Source organism: Caldisericum exile AZM16c01 (genome assembly GCF_000284335.1).
Lineage (GTDB): Bacteria > Caldisericota > Caldisericia > Caldisericales > Caldisericaceae > Caldisericum > Caldisericum exile.
Map to the genome: position 1 here is coordinate 60,674 of NC_017096.1, position 15,784 is coordinate 76,457.

The window sequence follows — 15,784 nt, forward strand, 5'->3', positions numbered from 1 at the left end:
TTGCAGTAAATTAAGGGAGACATCAATTAAAAATTTTTGCACAGATATTACTGAGCCCAAAGACTGATCATGCCTTGATATGAAGAGATATTAGCGCTATTATCCTCTGGATTAATAACCCATGCATAGAAAGACTTGGAAGCATCTACATTAAATCCTGTTGAGCCAGAGCCACCTATTAGCCTATGTGCAGTTATTGTAGACGAACCAGTATACTGTATGCCAACATCAATTGGCTCATTGGAAGGATTCCAGGTTAAAGAAAAAGAGACATAAATGTATCCTGAATACGGACCAAATCTGTTACCATAGCCTGGCTGAAGGTTTGCTCCACTTATAGGTACATCAATATGCCAAACATCGGGTTTTACAATAGGATGGGAAACCTTTTCAAATTTCACACTGAAAGATTCATTAGGGCTTTTCCTTTCAGATTCTGCTTTCTTCATTGCTTCCATATCTATTCCTACAACATAAGCATAAGGCAACCTATTAGGAGAGTTAGTAAATTCCTCAAATTCTTTTACATCAACCAATTGGTAAATAACTATGTTGGATAAATTCCTGATATCTTCTTCAAATGAAGTAAACTCAGGCACTTCAACAAGTTTAAGGTTTTCATCCGCAATCTTTACGTTTCTTACAGAAGTGGAATCTGTCGCTTTTGCAAGACCAACACAACCTGCGATGATGATTACTAACGCAACCAAAATTAATTTCTTCATTTAACACCATCTCCTTTCTGAGAATTTTTCTTCTCATATAATAAGACCTGAGATTTTGAAATTTTGTACCCATAGTTTGAAAGAATTTTTACTTTTTTCTTAAGATCATTTCCTCTTATATCTATCCTAATCTGAGCGATTCTCCAAATTTTTCTCGTGTTTCCCTTGGATAAAACATAGATTCAATGTAGAACCTGCTGGGGAAGAACGCAGGTGAACAAGTTACGATACATATGAGACTCCTATCTTAGAAAAAGGAGAGTGAAATATGTTAAAAAGAAAAACTGTTACCTCTGTATAATGAAACTATAGAAAGATTAATAAGAGCTTCCAAGTTCTCTAAAAGTGATGAAGCCCAATTTAGGTTAAAAGTTGTTGAGTTCTCAAAGAAGCATGGTATAAGACTTGCCGTAGAAGTCTTCAAGTATCAAGAGCAACCATATTTAGGTGGAGGAGGTGTTTAAGAGAATCAGAGGGTAAACTTGATAGTCTCATTCCTAAATCAAGAAGACCTAAGAAACTACGGAAGATGAAAATAAGCCCTGAGATTATATCCTTCATAAGAGAGATAAGAGTAGCATCCAAGAATGGGAAAAGAAAAGTTGAAGAAATTCATTGATGATTACTGTGGTAAAAGATGAATGAAGTCTATCTCAATATCAACAATAAGGAAGGTTATCAAAAGGTATAACCTCATAGAATATCCAAAGGGATTAAACTACCATAATCCTCAAAGTGGATTTGCAAAGAAAAAGAAAAATTACAAACTAAAGGTAAAGCCTTATCCTAAACCAAAAGAATTAGGATACATAGAGATAGACACAATCGTCAGGTTTGTAGAAGGAATAAAGAGATACATCCTCAATGCAGTTGACATATCCTCTAAGTTTCAATTTGCATATGAGTTTAAATCATAAAACGGCAGAAACACATTAATCTTCTTTAAGAAACTTGAAACTGTTTATTTAATAAAGGATAGCATAAAGGTAGTTCAAAGAGATTTTGGTTCTGAGTTCTTAGGAGAGTTTGATGAATATCTCAAGAAGAAAAATATCAAACACAACTTCATTTATCCAAGATGTCCAAGAATAAATGGATTCATAGAAAGAGCAAACAGAACATTACAGGAAGAATTCATAGACTTAAATCTCTTACTTCTTCCTGATAACATCAATGAATTCAATAAGAGACTTATTGACTACCTCATATGGTACAATACTCAAAGACCACATAAGAGCTTAAACAATTTGACACCAATTGATTATGTGTTAAAATATTCTGTAGAGTCTCAAATGTATGTGACTCATACAAAAACTTGCAATTTTTTCAAAAAAGTACTAAAACTTTTATGATGATAAAAAAATCGCTTAATTTAGGTAAGAATTAAAGGAAAGGAGGAAAAAAATGAAAAAGATACTAATTATTTTTGCCGTTCTTTGCTTAGTTTTAAATGTTCTCGTGCCTAAGGCCTTAGCAATTGGAGATAAGAACAAAGCAGAAGGAATGTTAAAAACTCTTCAAACTGCTAACCCAAATATTGCAAACTACGATATTAAGACTCATCTTGTAACTTACAAAGATGGCAGTAAACCAATTTATGTGACGCCAAAAGGAGAACCTTCACAAAATGGTGAGGTAAGTTGGGATGATTTTATAAACAATCACGGAGACATGCGAGGCTGGTTAAAGTTGCCTCTAAACGCCATAATAGCTGAAAAAATGCGATTCTAGCAAAACATGGAATGCAAAGACAAGGAATCAAAGCAACTGCTTCTAATTATGCATATACAAATATGACACAGTACCCTCAACAAGGCTGTACATGGTGCGGTGTAGCAGCATCTGAGTCTGTTTTATCAAGCTGGGCTAAATATTCATCACAAACCGATATTGCCAACAAGGAATACGGATACATGGGGCTTTCAGTTCCAAGTGTTTCGGACTGTAATGCATCAGGTGTATCTGAGAGTGCAATTGCTTATGCCTTGAATGGATATATTTTCAATCAATGGAGTACATCTTACTGGTATAAGATTTGTCATTTTTATTCTATGCAGGATTTAATCAATCTACTATCTGCTGATATAGGAGCTGATACTGCTGGTGTTGTTTTTTGTGGTTATACCGAATATTTACCGGCTTGGAACGGACATCATGCTGTTCACTATACGGCAGTCTACGGCTATAATCTTGATTCTTCAAACTTAGGTAATCCGACTATTTTTTACACGGATTCAGCAAATGGTTTGTATATTTATCTTGGCATAAAAACAAGTTCAGACGGATTAGTAAATTATTCCATGCTTCCCGCATACAATAGTTGCCATTTAAATTATTCTTCAAGAGATAGCTATTATCAATATGCTTATCCGTATCCAGGGGTAGGATAAATTTTTAGGAGAGAAGAATTATGAAGAAAAAAATACATCGAATCATTACATTACTTGTTGGAATGGCCGTATTATTTGCTATAACTGGGTGTAGCAACAACCCACAATCTAACAACCAAAATAATGCATTGCCTAATACAAATCAAAGCACGGTAACTCTTCAAAATCTTGTCAAAGGGAATGAAATAGTAAACCAAGCTAAATTAAAATATGAATCAATTGATATTCCCAAGGACTATCCTTCGGTTGCTTCAATTGCTGTAAGCGGAAGCGTGATTTTCTTTAGTTCCGGAAGCGATAGACCTTCGAAAAATACCGTACCATGTCTTACCTATATTGAAAAATTATTCAGTTATGACTATGAGAATAAGGTGCTTAAAACTTTTGCAGAAATCGATAATAGTTTTGTGCAAATTGACTGGGTAAATGTAAACGACAACTGGATAGTATATAGAGAAATAGAGGAAGAGTTTGATGGACCTGTAAGAGTTTATGCAATCAATAGAAAAACAAATGAAAAGAAAATTGTGTATGAGGAAAATGGATGCACTGACTGCGAGGGTGTATTGCGGTATAATTCCTTGTCTTCCCTTGTTCTTTACAAAGATTTTCTTGCAATTGCCCGATACTCATTTGAGCCTACAGAAAGAGATAAAGAAGGGAAAATAATAGATGGTGTAGCGCACAATTCAGTTGACCTTATAAATCTCAATTCAGGTAACATCAAGACTATCTTTAAAAAGGATTCTTCTTTTAAGGTTAACGGTTCTATTATGTCATTAACAGCAAATGCTTCTTATCTTGCTTTTAACTATGCAAAAAATGGAGTCCAAGATATATATGTTTATGACTACCTTTCAGACAAACTGACGGACCTTTTAAGTGTACCATTAGCAAAGGATGCTTCAGGAAGTCCAAACTATATCGCAACAAAGGTTTTACTTACTGAAGACGATAACATAATTTTTGATTATCCAATTGACTCAAACCAAAATAAATTTGTTAAAGTTATTGCTCCCGTTAGTAATATGCAAAACATGAAATATTTTACCGATACAACTGACGAATTTTATTTTACTTTCCCACAGACGGAATCAAAAGGTTATGTTGTCTGGTTAAACAGACACAACGATACATTAAATGTTCTAAACAGAAACACTGGTATCGTTAAAACTTGCTTTGTTAAAGACCCGCTTGCACTGGGGTACATCTATTTAAGGGATGACATGTTATTTGGCGCAGGAAAATCATTGATAATTCTTGATCTAAAAGAAAATGGATTCTAATAATTGATAATAACCTAATCTGAGCGATTCTCAAAATATTCCTCGTATTTTTCCTTCACAAACCTTAGATTTAATTTAGAACCTGCTGAAGAAGAACACAGGTTACAGAGGAATAAATTTAAGCACATATTAAAAAAGATAGTGCCTTCACCCGTTAAGTGATTGAGCACTATCATACGAGGTGACAGTATGATAACCAAAAATGATAAAAAATACAAACAGAAGAACACGTATGAGATAAGGATAGATAGTATTGAGAAAACATCAGATACACTGTCTGACAGGGTAGGGGAAATGTGCTCATTTTTCGGAGTATCTGGAAAGAGTATGCGCCTTTTCGGAGCATCTGAAAAAAGCACACGCCTTGAGCACCAAACTGCTAATACTTGAGCACCAGCATACCCTTATAACTCAATTTTAATGCTATCTCTCAGACCCCTATATCTATTCTTTATCTATTATTATATCTATACTACTACTGTGAGCAGTAGAATATTATAATATTATTATTTTATAATATTATAATATTAAATATGGGAAAGATGGGGAGGACTTGTAGGGAATAGGAGAAAGAAATATAATTCCAATGCTATTTTCTTATATCCTTCATAGTAATAGAAGAAAAAGAATTAAAAAAGGCAGCCCTTTCAGACTGCCCTTCTTAAAGGAGTTTTTAGAGGGTGAGAACAAAACTACTCCACCAGGAGGATAAAATGCTTTTCGCTTTTTTATTTTACCACTAAATTTTAGGAAATAAAAATTTAAAAATCTTTTTCTATTTTACTGCTTCTTTCAGCTCTTTTCCAATCTTAAAATATGGAACTGTTTTTGCAGGGATTGAGATCTTTTTGCCGGTCCTTGGATTGACTCCTTCTCTTTTCTTTCTATCCCTTGTTCCAAATGAGCCGAAGCCAATAAGTGCAACTTTATCGCCCTTTTTCAGCGCTTCCTTAAATGATGCTACAAATGCATCAAGCGCTGCTTCAGCATCTTTCTTTTTCATCCCAGTTTTTTCAGCAATAGATGAAATAAGTTCTGGTTTGTTCATGCTTTTTCACCTCCTTTTTTTAATTAGCATAAATGCTTGCTTCACTTAAATATATGAGAATTTGCTTGCTTGTCAAGAGGTTTTTAAAGCTTTGCACGTTTTTATTGCACAGGAATTATAATTTTGCCAGCAAAATGGTTTGCTGGTTTGCCAGCAAAATGGTAAACTGTTTTAAACAATTTGACAGATACAGATTGATTCTGAAAAATTGTTGTATAATTTGCCAGTAAAATGGTAAATGTAGGAGGAGAAAAATGGCAGAAAGCTATGCAATTACATTAAGAAAAGGCGGCTGCGGTAAAACAACGACTGCAGTTAATCTTTCCGCTGCACTTGGATTAAAAGAGAAACGCGTACTTCTCGTTGATTTAGATCCGCAGGCCAATGCACATTGAGTGTGGGCATCAATCCTATGAGCTTGTCACACAGTATAAATGACCTTTTCACTTCAATAGATGTTTCGCCTGAAGACGTCGTTATTAAAACAGAATTTGGATTGGATATTCTACCTTCACATCCTGATCTAGCAAAAACAGAAGCAGGGATGCAGGCAACGCAAATAGGTGTACTAAAGGGCATACTCGAACCATTGGAAGAAAACTACGATTATATTATTATTGACACGCCACCTTCTGAAAGCTACTTGAGTGCCGCAGCTATTACGTACGCAAGGTATATATTGATACCTCTTCAAGCACATTTTCTGGCAATGCAAGCACTCACCCAAGCTATGGAGGACGTATCTAAAGTGAAAAAAGGACTTAACCCGAAAATCCAAATAAAGGGAATACTTTTCACGATGGTTAACACCAGAACAAATATTGCAAAATCAGTTATTGCCGAAGTAAGAGAAAAATACAGTGAACTCATATTACCTGTAGAAATTCCATTTAGTATCAAATATGTTGAAGCTACTCTTGCCGGCATCCCAATGGTCTTGTTCGGTCCTAATCATCAAGGGAGTATTGAGTACAAACAATTAGCGGAGGTGATCTTAAATGGATAAGGAAAAAATGGAGAAATTGATGCAAAAAAGAAGTCCCATAACAAGAGGAACAGTAAAACCCGTGGATTTCTTCGGCTCACAGCTAGCAAGCCAGCAAGCTCACAAAACAGTAAACCAGCTGAGTGAAAACTTGAAAGTTGCTGATGAAACAACAACTATCAGCAAAACAGAAACCAGACTAATAAAATACACTACATATCTCCCTTCTGAATTAATTGTGAAGATCAAAATACAAGCAGCCATGCAGAAGAAAAAAAGCTATGAGATTATGCAACAAGCATTAGAAAAGTTCTTTGAAAAAGAATAAACAGGCATTAAAGTTACTTTTAGGACATACCTGCAAGAATCCTCTCCTTACTCTTTTGTATAAATCCGCTAAGAAGTGCGGATTGAGAAGATTGCGTTACTCTTTTCCTGCTTTTGTCTCCTCAATAAATTGAGGAGAGTTCTCGCAGGGAAATCGGAAGAACACTATTTTTCATAACATGGATGAAAAAGTAGGAATAATTTTGTACAGAACTCTCTCAAATTTCAACGAAAAGTACCCCATAGGTATTAAACTATCACCCTGACCTCAAATTAAGCTCCTAGGGGTATAGGATTCGATGGAAAAAATTTTCTATAGGCCTACAGCCAAAAATCTTCTTGATCTTGAATTTCTTCTTCAATAGAAGGTTTTCCCTTTTTCACTGCCTCTTTCAGTCTTCTGCCAATCTTAAAGTGAGGAACTATCTTTGCTGGAATTATAATTCTTTCGCCTGTTCTCGGATTAATAGCATTTCTTTGCTTTCTTTCTCTCATTTCAAAAGTGCCAAGATCATTAAAAAGGTGCACTTTATCGCCTTTTCTAAGAGCTTCTGCCACGACTTCTGCAAGTGCGTTGAGTACTTTCTCTACATCCTTTTTTTAAAGCCTGTTTTGTTAGCAACCTCTTCCCGAAGTTCTGGTTTTCTCATACTTTCGCCTCCTTATTCTTTATCTGAGGGTTTAACTCCTTGAGATTCGAGCTTAGTCTTGACTCTGCTTCTGAAAATGTTTTGCTGTGTCTCTAGGCTCAAAGAACCTGCTATTTCCTTAACAAATTTCCAGATCTTCTCTTTTTCTTCCTCTGACATTGCCTCTATTTCTTTATTTACTCTTTGATCCCACCAAGCTCTAACTCTCTTTTCTTTCTCTTCTTGAAGCCTTTTCATCTTTTCAAGCTTTGCTTCCTTTTCTTCTTGCTCTTTCTGTTCCGAAAGCAAATCTTCAGAGATCCCATTTTTCAAAAGCGTAAGCAAATATGCATTCAAATCGTCAATTTAATCTTCTTTCTTTTTTCAGCAGTTATGAGAACAGCATTTTTTACTTTGGTAAAGTCAAAATGGTTCAAAATGCTTTCTAAGATTGTGATGTCTAGATCAGGAACAATTTGCAAAAGCTCTTGAATTTCTTCGCTATGAAGGCCTTTAGAACTTTCTTCTTTCAATTTTTCATTATGGTTAGTATACAACTCTTTTGCATTTCTAAAGTCCCATGCAAATTCATAAGCAACGATGTTTCTGCCTTTCTTGATTTTCTCATATGAGAGTGAAATATTAATAATTTTGTTTATCTCGTTAACAGCTGGTTTAACTATACGCTTTTCAAAATCTGCTATTTCTTTATATTCATATTTTTCAACACCCATAAGCTCTCTAAGGTCTTCAAGCTTCACATACCAAACTCCAAACTTCTTGCGCTGCAAAATCTGTTCATAGAGAACAATAGAGTACGAACTTTTCATAGAAATGATCACAGGAAGATACAGAATGTAGAAGTTTTGATGAGCAAGAATAGATTCACGAATGAATGATGGAAACTCAAATTCAATGTAATCTTTATCCTCATTCATTCTAAATTGTGAGAGCAAAGATGCGCTCAAAACTTCATAAGGCTTATTTCTTTGGTCCCGCCATTCCACCTTGTACCTTTTCTCCTGTAATTCTCCTAAAAGTGTTGCTAAACTTTTCTGTTCATCCGTATCTTCAAACAAGTGGGAGTGATAAATTTCATAGTCAAATCCAGCAAGGTCGAGGAATTTCCGCAAGTCTATCCTGAATGTGTCTTGACCTGTATTCTGTAAGAGCGATTCATAGGCAGTTTTTAGGAATACATTGTAGGCAATTCTTTGATTGCGTTCGAGTTTCCCTTTGACACGGCCAAGTTTTCTACTCTGAACAAGTTACGATACATATGAGACTCCTATCTTAGAAAAAGGAGAGTGAAATATGTTAAAAAGAAAAACTGTTACCTCTGTATAATGAAACTATAGAAAGATTAATAAGAGCTTCCAAGTTCTCTAAAAGTGATGAAGCCCAATTTAGGTTAAAAGTTGTTGAGTTCTCAAAGAAGCATGGTATAAGACTTGCCGTAGAAGTCTTCAAGTATCAAGAGCAACCATATTTAGGTGGAGGAGGTGTTTAAGAGAATCAGAGGGTAAACTTGATAGTCTCATTCCTAAATCAAGAAGACCTAAGAAACTACGGAAGATGAAAATAAGCCCTGAGATTATATCCTTCATAAGAGAGATAAGAGTAGCATCCAAGAATGGGAAAAGAAAAGTTGAAGAAATTCATTGATGATTACTGTGGTAAAAGATGAATGAAGTCTATCTCAATATCAACAATAAGGAAGGTTATCAAAAGGTATAACCTCATAGAATATCCAAAGGGATTAAACTACCATAATCCTCAAAGTGGATTTGCAAAGAAAAAGAAAAATTACAAACTAAAGGTAAAGCCTTATCCTAAACCAAAAGAATTAGGATACATAGAGATAGACACAATCGTCAGGTTTGTAGAAGGAATAAAGAGATACATCCTCAATGCAGTTGACATATCCTCTAAGTTTCAATTTGCATATGAGTTTAAATCATAAAACGGCAGAAACACATTAATCTTCTTTAAGAAACTTGAAACTGTTTATTTAATAAAGGATAGCATAAAGGTAGTTCAAAGAGATTTTGGTTCTGAGTTCTTAGGAGAGTTTGATGAATATCTCAAGAAGAAAAATATCAAACACAACTTAATCTATCCAATATACCTAAGAACTTGTTATCAGTCATTGACAACTCTAATTCTAAACCTCTCAATACTTCCCAAAAAGTCATCTTCCTTTTCACTTTATTTTATCAATCTCTTACGTCAAGACTTTTAAAAAATTTCCCTCAAAAATTTTTTCTCTCATAATATAGATACAAAAACTCCCAAAAAAAGTTCCACAATTTTTATAGAATTTTTTTAACTTTTTCATAAAATCATTTCTTCATACAAAGAATCCGCTCATAAAAAGTGCAGATTACGGAGGGTTAAACGTTTGAGAGTGAAAAAAGTTCGGTGTGGGAGCTTTAATTTTGTTTTGGCAGTATCCACTTTACTACATTGCCTCCCAAGCCTACAATGTCTCCACTTTCAGGGGCTATGAGATAGAAATCCTGATGGGGAACAAGTCTTACTCCACAATGCCCGAGCTCTTGTCTTATCTTCTTGTACTAAAATCTAATTATTGTAAACGAGTGAAAGTATTAAGGTTTGTTTTCTTGGCTGTGCAATACTTCAAGCAGTTTATCAATATATGTGACATTTATCCACTCGACAGGCCCACGATAAATATCTTTAGGAACACCTATGCTATTTTCAGAGACTATAATATTTTCTGAAGTAAATGTGTCCCATGCACCTCTATACTCAATCAACATATTAGTATCCCTATCAAAGAGCTTTGGTAGTCCCTCAAACGTGATGAATCTCCCGCTTGGAGAAACACCTCTACATGTCGGGCTCCAATCATCCCAGGCAATATAAAATGGAGGCTTAAGCACTGCCTCTGTCATTAATAGTTACTTTATCTATTAATTTGAAACACTTTGTCGGCAAATAAGAACAATCCGTGTGTTTCGGCATCTATTATGCCAGTTGGTATAGCAATGGAACTCTTGAATTCGCCGTTGATCTTCTCTAAGTTTATGTTAGGAGAATGTATTCCTATAACGGGCATTGGTTTAGATATTGGAAGATAGCTTTTTACAAGATCCTCTTTTGTGGGATCAAAACACCCAATAAAGAGAATCTGCTTATCGGTTTTCAAATTTATAACTTCTACCGCATCTGTTGGAGGATCATCACTTACTGTTGAAAGGAGAGGTTTGCCGTCTATTGAATCGACATCGCTTCCAACAAACCAAATTTTTCCATTTGAATGTACTACTCCAGATACAATAAACACACCCAAGTTATATGTTTTTATATGTCTTAATTCATTGTCTAAAACGAATAAGTTACCCTTTATATCGACTCCCCATACGTTGTTTTCCACGACAAAAAGCTTCTGCACTGGTTGTGAGAAAATATCAAACTCTCTTGTTGCGAGATTTAATTTCCCAAATTGGTCCTGTATTAAATAACTACCTTTCCCTGAATAGAAATTTGTCACGAAGAGTATATCTTCACTAAACTTTATGAGCTTGTTCACTGAACCAAATTCCTCTGGTAGTTTCCATTCGTCAAATTTTCTTCTATCAACATCAAAGAGAAGAATCCCATTTGCATTATTCCTCGATATTGCAATATATTTGCCGACTTTTTCTATGTCTATAATTGAACTATCGCTTGTGTCCGTGTTTGGTATATGGTCACTTTTTATATCATATTTCCGAGGAGGAAGTTGTATTCTTTCGACTGAGTAATCATTTCTTCTAATAAAAATAATCATTTCGTCAACCCCAACATAAATGGTATTCTTATCAAAGCAGATCTTGCCACGCCCACTAGAGCCTGATTTATGCGCACCTAAATCAATAGTTCTTACTATTCTTCCGTCAAGAGAAGTAATCGTGAGGACCCAACTTTGCTGGTCATTATTAAAATGAAGATAATTTAAATAATCACCATAAGGATCGTAAAAGACACCTCTTGTTAGTGGAATATTCGGTTTATTAACTTCAACCATTTTGAACTGTTTATTTATTGCCTTAACTGTCTCGATATTAGAAACATCAAGAGTTGCATTTCTTATCTTCAATGTTCTTGTTCTAATCCATACAGGAGAGATAATTATTGCGAAGGCTACGATAATAACTATAAAGAGCTTTATTATATTTTTCATTTTGGCCTCCTTATTGTTTTTTATTACCAATATTGTAATACTTATCAAAAATAAATAACTGGTATGGAAGATATGCAAAAGTAGTTGTATTTAAAGTCGGATATTGGTCTTTCCAAAACACATAAGAACCTGCATATCTTAATTGTATGTTTGAAATACTTGCAGGTCCCATATCTGAGTATGATGCAGTAGTATTATATACTTCACCTTTTGCTTGTGGCCATAGATCTTGTGGGGCCATTATCCCTGTTCCATACATTAAATTACCGTCCAAATAGAAACGAAAAACAGCACTATTGTCTGTCCTTCTTCCAACGAAAACCAATTCATATGTATGTGTAGTAGGAGTTAGTGAATAAAATATTATTGTGTCATTAACAACCATATTCTCAAGAAAAGCCATTGGAGAATAAGCCCCTTTGTTAGGATCTTTCATCCATCCTACTTCAACCCAAGAACCATTGTTGTCTGCTAAGCTTATATTCTCGCCCGAAAAGTCATTGTTTGATACAAGATTAGGGTTTGCATAAGAAATAGTTGCCTTGATTCCGTCATAGTTCATAGCGCTAATTTGTACACCAGCAAAACTGTAATTACCGTTGACAGCTAAACAATTTTGCAACGAGAACAACCCAAGAGTTGTAAAGATTAAACTTATAATAATTACCTTTTCCATGATTAACCTCCTTAAAATCTTGATATTTTTGTTCAAAATTCAACTTTCTGTTTACTTTTTATGCTACCCTCATATTACCCAATCTCCTTTAAAGCATACCTTTTAATAATTCTGCTATTTTATTACTCTATAATCTGTGATTCTTCTCAGCAGATTTATTTCTGTGCTAATATTCTTCTCCTAAATTTCTCCTCTCATATATAAGACTGTCAAACTGCCAAAAAAGTTCCGTGAATTTGAAGATTTTCATCGACATAAAACGCTGATTTTAGTAGGATAACTATTGTGTGATTATTTCCTCGATACTTTTTAACAGGTTTAAAACGGAAGTTGAAGGAGTAAGCGATATACTTTTTGAGTTGTTTTTTGGTGTAATAAGGTAAATAGTTGCAATTAGGTTATCCGAAGAATAGACCGTAATATTTTCGGAAATATTTGTCTGAATATTGCCAAAATGTTTTATAATTTCACTTTTGAACAATTCGTTTTGAGGATTATCAACAACGCCATTTACCGCAAAATCTAAAGGTACTATTGATGTTATAAATCTATTGCCTTTTATTTCAGGAGTATACTGGAGAAATATCATCGCTAAGATGTGTTTCGGACGGTTATAAAATCTTTCAAAAAAAGCTCCAGAAAAACCTTCTGTTCCATTTAATTTTACATTAGGAAAAAGATTGTATTTTTTGGAAAAGTAATTTTTGGCGTCAATTTTGCCAAAATAAAAAAGGGGAACAAACGATGAATAATAATATTTCTTTAACGAATCATTTGATAACTCTTGGATGTTAGTATTCCGAATTTTCGAAATGTCTATTTCAGTAAAAATGTACTGACAGCCACCAAACATTGGTTGCAGTGGTTCAACTTCAAAAGAGTCAGTTTTAAGATGTTGAAGTGAAATAACTTTTTTGTAGAAATCTTCATATGAACGCAACCTATGATACTGAGGAAAGAAAAACGCAACTACAATAACAGCAATTAATACAAAAACATAGATAAAAATCTTTTTTTGTTTAATAGTCGTTTGTTCATCTCTTCCCCTTTCTTTTTTTTACATATTAAGGATTAGAACCTTTATGGAAATCAAAATATATTGGATAATTTCCGTTTGCAGTTGTGCAGGGCACTAATGAACCACAGGGCCTTGCATCGATCCCGGTATGTCCATCAACTGTATACCAACGATAATATGCAATTCCAGATGAAGAAACTGCAATATACTACATGCTGAGCGTGTAAGTATCAGTTTCTGCTAGCACTTGTGCAGTAGAGCCTATATGAATGTTTGATTGTGCTGTGGTCTGCCAAGTTGTAGCTACACCAAGTTTCGCTTGAATAGCACCTATTATAGCATTCTTTAACTCGGTTGTTACTTCTCCATTTACCTGGATACTTCCCGTGTACGATCTTAAATAGTCTGTTGAAACCTCAATCATTTGTGGGCCACCTCTTGCAACTACATAATTAATAAGGTATCCTCTTAATTGTTTATATCCATTTCCGAATACATAATGATCAAACCTTTCGGTATAAAAACTTCCTCCATCTGGTGAAACACTTGGTTTTGTAGATGTACTATTCTTGTTCAGTAAAACTGCTTTGTTAAATGCTTCATTCAAAAGATACTGAATATGGTTAAGATTGTATCGCTCTATATACGCTTGTTGATCATCATATGCTTTAACATTAAGACCTCCTGCGTTAGTAAACAAGAGTGTTAATACTAAAACAACTAAAATTAACTTTATTTTCTTCATCTTAACCTCCTTATTAAAATTTTACTTCAACTTTTTTTAAAATTCCGTCTTTTTCCTTTCACTTTTCGTCCTCTTTTTGCCTATCTCTACCTCCTTTACCTCGGAGCCTTGCCTCAATTTGAGGGGTTGAACTGCACCCCTCAATACTCCCCAAAAAGTCATCTTCCTTTTCACTTTATTTTATCAATCTCTTCCGTCAAGAGTTTTAAAAAAATTCCCTCAAAATTTTTCCTCTTATATAATAAATATGAGACATTCAAAAAAGTTTGATGAACTTTTAAGGAATTCTAAAGATTTATAAGCACCAATATAAGATTTTGGACAATCATAGCAAACATTTGCAAGTTTCTTTCCATTCTAAGTTAAATTTATAATTGTACTAATAGAATTGGAAAGCCCTAACTAAAAGTTAGGGCCATTTATTAAAAAAACAAGTGTGATAAACTAATGCTGTATAAATTGACTACTTACTGCAGGAATAAAAGCTTCAAACTTTCCCTTATCCCCATTTTTGTATAAGATTTCGCCAGAAAGTTTGTAAACAGGCTGGACGAATTCTTCTCCTAACTCAAGTGTTGTGCCAATATCTCCATAATATTCTGTCTCAATTTTATCAATAATTACTTTTTCTGCTTCGGGATTTTCAAGTTCGACTTTCCATGCTGTTACTTCGTTATTTTTAAGTTGTTTGACTACTTCGTCAGTAGACTTTAAAGTATAATTTCCAATAGGAGTAAGGGTATATAAAGTCGAAACTAAACCTTCAACTTTGCCCTTGTCTCCAATTATAAGTCCAAATTTTGGACCGGTAATCTCTTTATTATCGATAGTTGGGTGGAAAGTAATAACTTTATCAATGATAATTTCTTCATTAAATGAAGGGTGATATGTTATGTTGCTAATGGAGGTTCTATATTGATAAAGTTCTGGTAAGAGCTTGTATTTGTCTACAAATGATTTCGCTAAAGCAAGACATTCTTCATCTCCTGGGACTTCTTTGCCTGGAGTATAATCGTATAAATTCTGTGTACCAAATTCAAAAAAGCCCGTTTTTTTATAAATAGTTAAAGTGTTGCCTGCCTGTTTTCTTATTACGGTATTCTCATCTTCTTTCGAAATTGCGTTTATGTCTATGCCAAATATCGCGCAGAGTTTTCCAGTTCCTTTTTCATCAATTTTGATAGACTCAACTTTATACACAAGCGCCTCATGCGGAGGGTTTGATACATCTGTACCCAATTGTACACCAAAATCGTGTGGGATGAAACCACCATAAGAAGGCAATTTAAGTGAAGGAAGTAATTCAGGGTTTTCACTATATTTATTTTTAGTGCATCCAGAAAATGATAAGCTTGCTACAATGATAAAAACAGTTATAATGAAAATTTTAATATTGTTTTTCATTACTCGCCTCCTTTAGTTAATCTGCTCATCCCAGTATGAATGTTCCTCTGGGTGTTACAAGAAAGGGTCTGGGTCCGAACTATAATTATCCCATTTATCATCTTTAGAAATGTTTGCTCCCATTACTCTTGCGATTGTATTTGATAAGTGTCCGTTCTGATACTCATAAGATGCAGTAAAAAATGAATATTTAAAAGAATTGTCCTGTGCAATGAGCTGGCCGTATTTAGTACCTTCGTTCGAATCTAACCACATTCCACTTGCAAACCCATAACAAGATGTACCCCATTAAAAATATGCTTTAGATTATTGTAATAAGTTTGATTACCAAAATTTGTCAGGAAATTACAACAATACATTGT

The 15,784-nt window shown here is 34.3% G+C and carries 20 protein-coding genes and 2 pseudogenes; 9 read left to right on the forward strand and 13 right to left on the reverse strand.

Annotated features, from left to right (window positions below; genetic code table 11):
* Positions 1-47 precede the first annotated feature (47 nt).
* Positions 48-725 (reverse strand): hypothetical protein, encoded by a 678-nt coding sequence (locus CSE_RS00260; protein ID WP_014452597.1) that lies wholly within the window; start codon positions 723-725, stop codon positions 48-50.
* 641 nt (positions 726-1,366) lie between these two features.
* Here CSE_RS00260 and CSE_RS00265 point away from each other — a divergent pair.
* The 6 genes from CSE_RS00265 (at position 1,367) to CSE_RS00285 (ending at position 4,791) form a co-directional block, all read left to right on the forward strand.
* The gene (locus tag CSE_RS00265; RefSeq protein ID WP_014452599.1) at positions 1,367-1,642 is read left to right on the forward strand and encodes a hypothetical protein; all 276 of its coding nucleotides are present in this window, start codon (positions 1,367-1,369) and stop codon (positions 1,640-1,642) included.
* A 135-nt stretch (positions 1,643-1,777) separates the two neighbouring features.
* Positions 1,778-2,077, forward strand: coding sequence for an integrase core domain-containing protein (locus tag CSE_RS08630; protein ID WP_407919062.1), 300 nt, complete (start codon positions 1,778-1,780; stop codon positions 2,075-2,077).
* Positions 2,078-2,129: 52 nt separating this feature from the next.
* Positions 2,130-2,456 (forward strand): hypothetical protein, encoded by a 327-nt coding sequence (locus CSE_RS00270; RefSeq protein ID WP_014452600.1) that lies wholly within the window; start codon positions 2,130-2,132, stop codon positions 2,454-2,456.
* Positions 2,457-2,467: 11 nt separating this feature from the next.
* Entirely contained in the window at positions 2,468-3,115 is a 648-nt protein-coding gene (locus tag CSE_RS00275) for a C39 family peptidase (RefSeq protein WP_014452601.1), read from the forward strand.
* Positions 3,116-3,135: 20 nt separating this feature from the next.
* Positions 3,136-4,401, forward strand: coding sequence for a hypothetical protein (locus tag CSE_RS00280; protein WP_014452602.1), 1,266 nt, complete (start codon positions 3,136-3,138; stop codon positions 4,399-4,401).
* Positions 4,402-4,590: 189 nt separating this feature from the next.
* Positions 4,591-4,791 (forward strand): hypothetical protein, encoded by a 201-nt coding sequence (locus CSE_RS00285; RefSeq protein ID WP_014452604.1) that lies wholly within the window; start codon positions 4,591-4,593, stop codon positions 4,789-4,791.
* Positions 4,792-5,176: 385 nt separating this feature from the next.
* Here the strand turns inward: CSE_RS00285 and CSE_RS00290 are convergent, their stop codons facing one another.
* Entirely contained in the window at positions 5,177-5,449 is a 273-nt protein-coding gene (locus CSE_RS00290) for an HU family DNA-binding protein (RefSeq protein ID WP_014452606.1), read from the reverse strand.
* A 277-nt stretch (positions 5,450-5,726) separates the two neighbouring features.
* Between CSE_RS00290 and CSE_RS00295 the strand changes: the two are divergent.
* Together CSE_RS00295 and CSE_RS00300 are read left to right on the forward strand one after the other, a co-directional pair.
* Positions 5,727-6,452, forward strand: a pseudogene (locus CSE_RS00295) (AAA family ATPase); the annotation flags it as partial.
* Positions 6,448-6,762 (forward strand): hypothetical protein, encoded by a 315-nt coding sequence (locus CSE_RS00300; protein WP_014452609.1) that lies wholly within the window; start codon positions 6,448-6,450, stop codon positions 6,760-6,762. The pseudogene CSE_RS00295 and the gene CSE_RS00300, both read left to right, overlap by 5 nt.
* A gap of 320 nt (positions 6,763-7,082) precedes the next feature.
* Here CSE_RS00300 and CSE_RS00305 read toward each other — a convergent pair whose 3' ends face one another.
* The 4 genes and pseudogenes from CSE_RS00305 to CSE_RS08625 all read right to left on the reverse strand — a co-directional run.
* Positions 7,083-7,319: an HU family DNA-binding protein gene (locus CSE_RS00305; RefSeq protein WP_014452610.1), complete on the reverse strand. Its 237-nt coding sequence runs from the start codon at positions 7,317-7,319 to the stop codon at positions 7,083-7,085.
* Positions 7,320-7,423: 104 nt separating this feature from the next.
* Positions 7,424-7,723 carry a hypothetical protein gene (locus CSE_RS00310; protein WP_156785873.1) on the reverse strand — a complete coding sequence of 100 codons (300 nt, stop codon included), beginning with the start codon at positions 7,721-7,723 and terminating at the stop codon, positions 7,424-7,426.
* 20 nt (positions 7,724-7,743) lie between these two features.
* Positions 7,744-8,220, reverse strand: a complete 477-nt coding sequence (locus CSE_RS08620) for a replication initiation protein (protein WP_331370604.1) — start codon at positions 8,218-8,220, stop codon at positions 7,744-7,746.
* Positions 8,197-8,643, reverse strand: a pseudogene (locus CSE_RS08625) (RepB family plasmid replication initiator protein); the annotation flags it as partial. The gene CSE_RS08620 and the pseudogene CSE_RS08625, both read right to left, overlap by 24 nt.
* A gap of 434 nt (positions 8,644-9,077) precedes the next feature.
* On the opposite strand from CSE_RS08625, the gene CSE_RS00320 reads away from it, so the two are divergent.
* Positions 9,078-9,353, forward strand: a complete 276-nt coding sequence (locus tag CSE_RS00320; RefSeq protein WP_014452599.1) for a hypothetical protein — start codon at positions 9,078-9,080, stop codon at positions 9,351-9,353.
* A gap of 646 nt (positions 9,354-9,999) precedes the next feature.
* Here CSE_RS00320 and CSE_RS00325 read toward each other — a convergent pair.
* The 7 genes from CSE_RS00325 to CSE_RS00355 all read right to left on the reverse strand — a co-directional run bounded on the left by CSE_RS00325 (position 10,000) and on the right by CSE_RS00355 (position 15,677).
* A complete protein-coding gene (locus CSE_RS00325) occupies positions 10,000-10,308 on the reverse strand; it encodes a hypothetical protein (protein WP_014452614.1) in 309 nt (102 codons plus the stop codon).
* An 11-nt stretch (positions 10,309-10,319) separates the two neighbouring features.
* On the reverse strand, positions 10,320-11,579 hold the full coding sequence (locus CSE_RS00330) for an NHL repeat-containing protein (RefSeq protein WP_014452615.1): 1,260 nt from the start codon (positions 11,577-11,579) through the stop codon (positions 10,320-10,322).
* A 10-nt stretch (positions 11,580-11,589) separates the two neighbouring features.
* On the reverse strand, positions 11,590-12,201 hold the full coding sequence (locus CSE_RS00335; RefSeq protein ID WP_156785874.1) for a hypothetical protein: 612 nt from the start codon (positions 12,199-12,201) through the stop codon (positions 11,590-11,592).
* Between the two features lie 334 nt (positions 12,202-12,535).
* Entirely contained in the window at positions 12,536-13,195 is a 660-nt protein-coding gene (locus CSE_RS00340) for a hypothetical protein (RefSeq protein ID WP_014452617.1), read from the reverse strand.
* Between the two features lie 286 nt (positions 13,196-13,481).
* Entirely contained in the window at positions 13,482-14,018 is a 537-nt protein-coding gene (locus CSE_RS00345) for a hypothetical protein (protein WP_014452618.1), read from the reverse strand.
* A gap of 444 nt (positions 14,019-14,462) precedes the next feature.
* Positions 14,463-15,422 carry a hypothetical protein gene (locus CSE_RS00350; RefSeq protein WP_014452620.1) on the reverse strand — a complete coding sequence of 320 codons (960 nt, stop codon included), beginning with the start codon at positions 15,420-15,422 and terminating at the stop codon, positions 14,463-14,465.
* Positions 15,423-15,476: 54 nt separating this feature from the next.
* Positions 15,477-15,677 (reverse strand): hypothetical protein, encoded by a 201-nt coding sequence (locus tag CSE_RS00355; protein WP_014452621.1) that lies wholly within the window; start codon positions 15,675-15,677, stop codon positions 15,477-15,479.
* Between the last annotated feature and the right edge of the window lie 107 nt (positions 15,678-15,784).

Coding starts and splice junctions, on each gene's coding strand:
- CSE_RS00270 (WP_014452600.1), top strand. CDS start 2,130: ATGAAAAAGATACTAATTATTTTTGCCGTTCTTTGCTTAGTTTTAAAT.
- CSE_RS00300 (WP_014452609.1), top strand. CDS start 6,448: ATGGATAAGGAAAAAATGGAGAAATTGATGCAAAAAAGAAGTCCCATA.
- CSE_RS00325 (WP_014452614.1), bottom strand. CDS start 10,308: ATGACAGAGGCAGTGCTTAAGCCTCCATTTTATATTGCCTGGGATGAT.
- CSE_RS00355 (WP_014452621.1), bottom strand. CDS start 15,677: ATGTGGTTAGATTCGAACGAAGGTACTAAATACGGCCAGCTCATTGCA.
- CSE_RS00330 (WP_014452615.1), bottom strand. CDS start 11,579: ATGAAAAATATAATAAAGCTCTTTATAGTTATTATCGTAGCCTTCGCA.
- CSE_RS00265 (WP_014452599.1), top strand. CDS start 1,367: ATGAAGTCTATCTCAATATCAACAATAAGGAAGGTTATCAAAAGGTAT.
- CSE_RS00345 (WP_014452618.1), bottom strand. CDS start 14,018: ATGAAGAAAATAAAGTTAATTTTAGTTGTTTTAGTATTAACACTCTTG.
- CSE_RS00280 (WP_014452602.1), top strand. CDS start 3,136: ATGAAGAAAAAAATACATCGAATCATTACATTACTTGTTGGAATGGCC.
- CSE_RS00260 (WP_014452597.1), bottom strand. CDS start 725: ATGAAGAAATTAATTTTGGTTGCGTTAGTAATCATCATCGCAGGTTGT.
- CSE_RS00285 (WP_014452604.1), top strand. CDS start 4,591: ATGATAACCAAAAATGATAAAAAATACAAACAGAAGAACACGTATGAG.
- CSE_RS08620 (WP_331370604.1), bottom strand. CDS start 8,220: ATGAAAAGTTCGTACTCTATTGTTCTCTATGAACAGATTTTGCAGCGC.
- CSE_RS00275 (WP_014452601.1), top strand. CDS start 2,468: ATGCAAAGACAAGGAATCAAAGCAACTGCTTCTAATTATGCATATACA.
- CSE_RS00290 (WP_014452606.1), bottom strand. CDS start 5,449: ATGAACAAACCAGAACTTATTTCATCTATTGCTGAAAAAACTGGGATG.
- CSE_RS00320 (WP_014452599.1), top strand. CDS start 9,078: ATGAAGTCTATCTCAATATCAACAATAAGGAAGGTTATCAAAAGGTAT.
- CSE_RS00350 (WP_014452620.1), bottom strand. CDS start 15,422: ATGAAAAACAATATTAAAATTTTCATTATAACTGTTTTTATCATTGTA.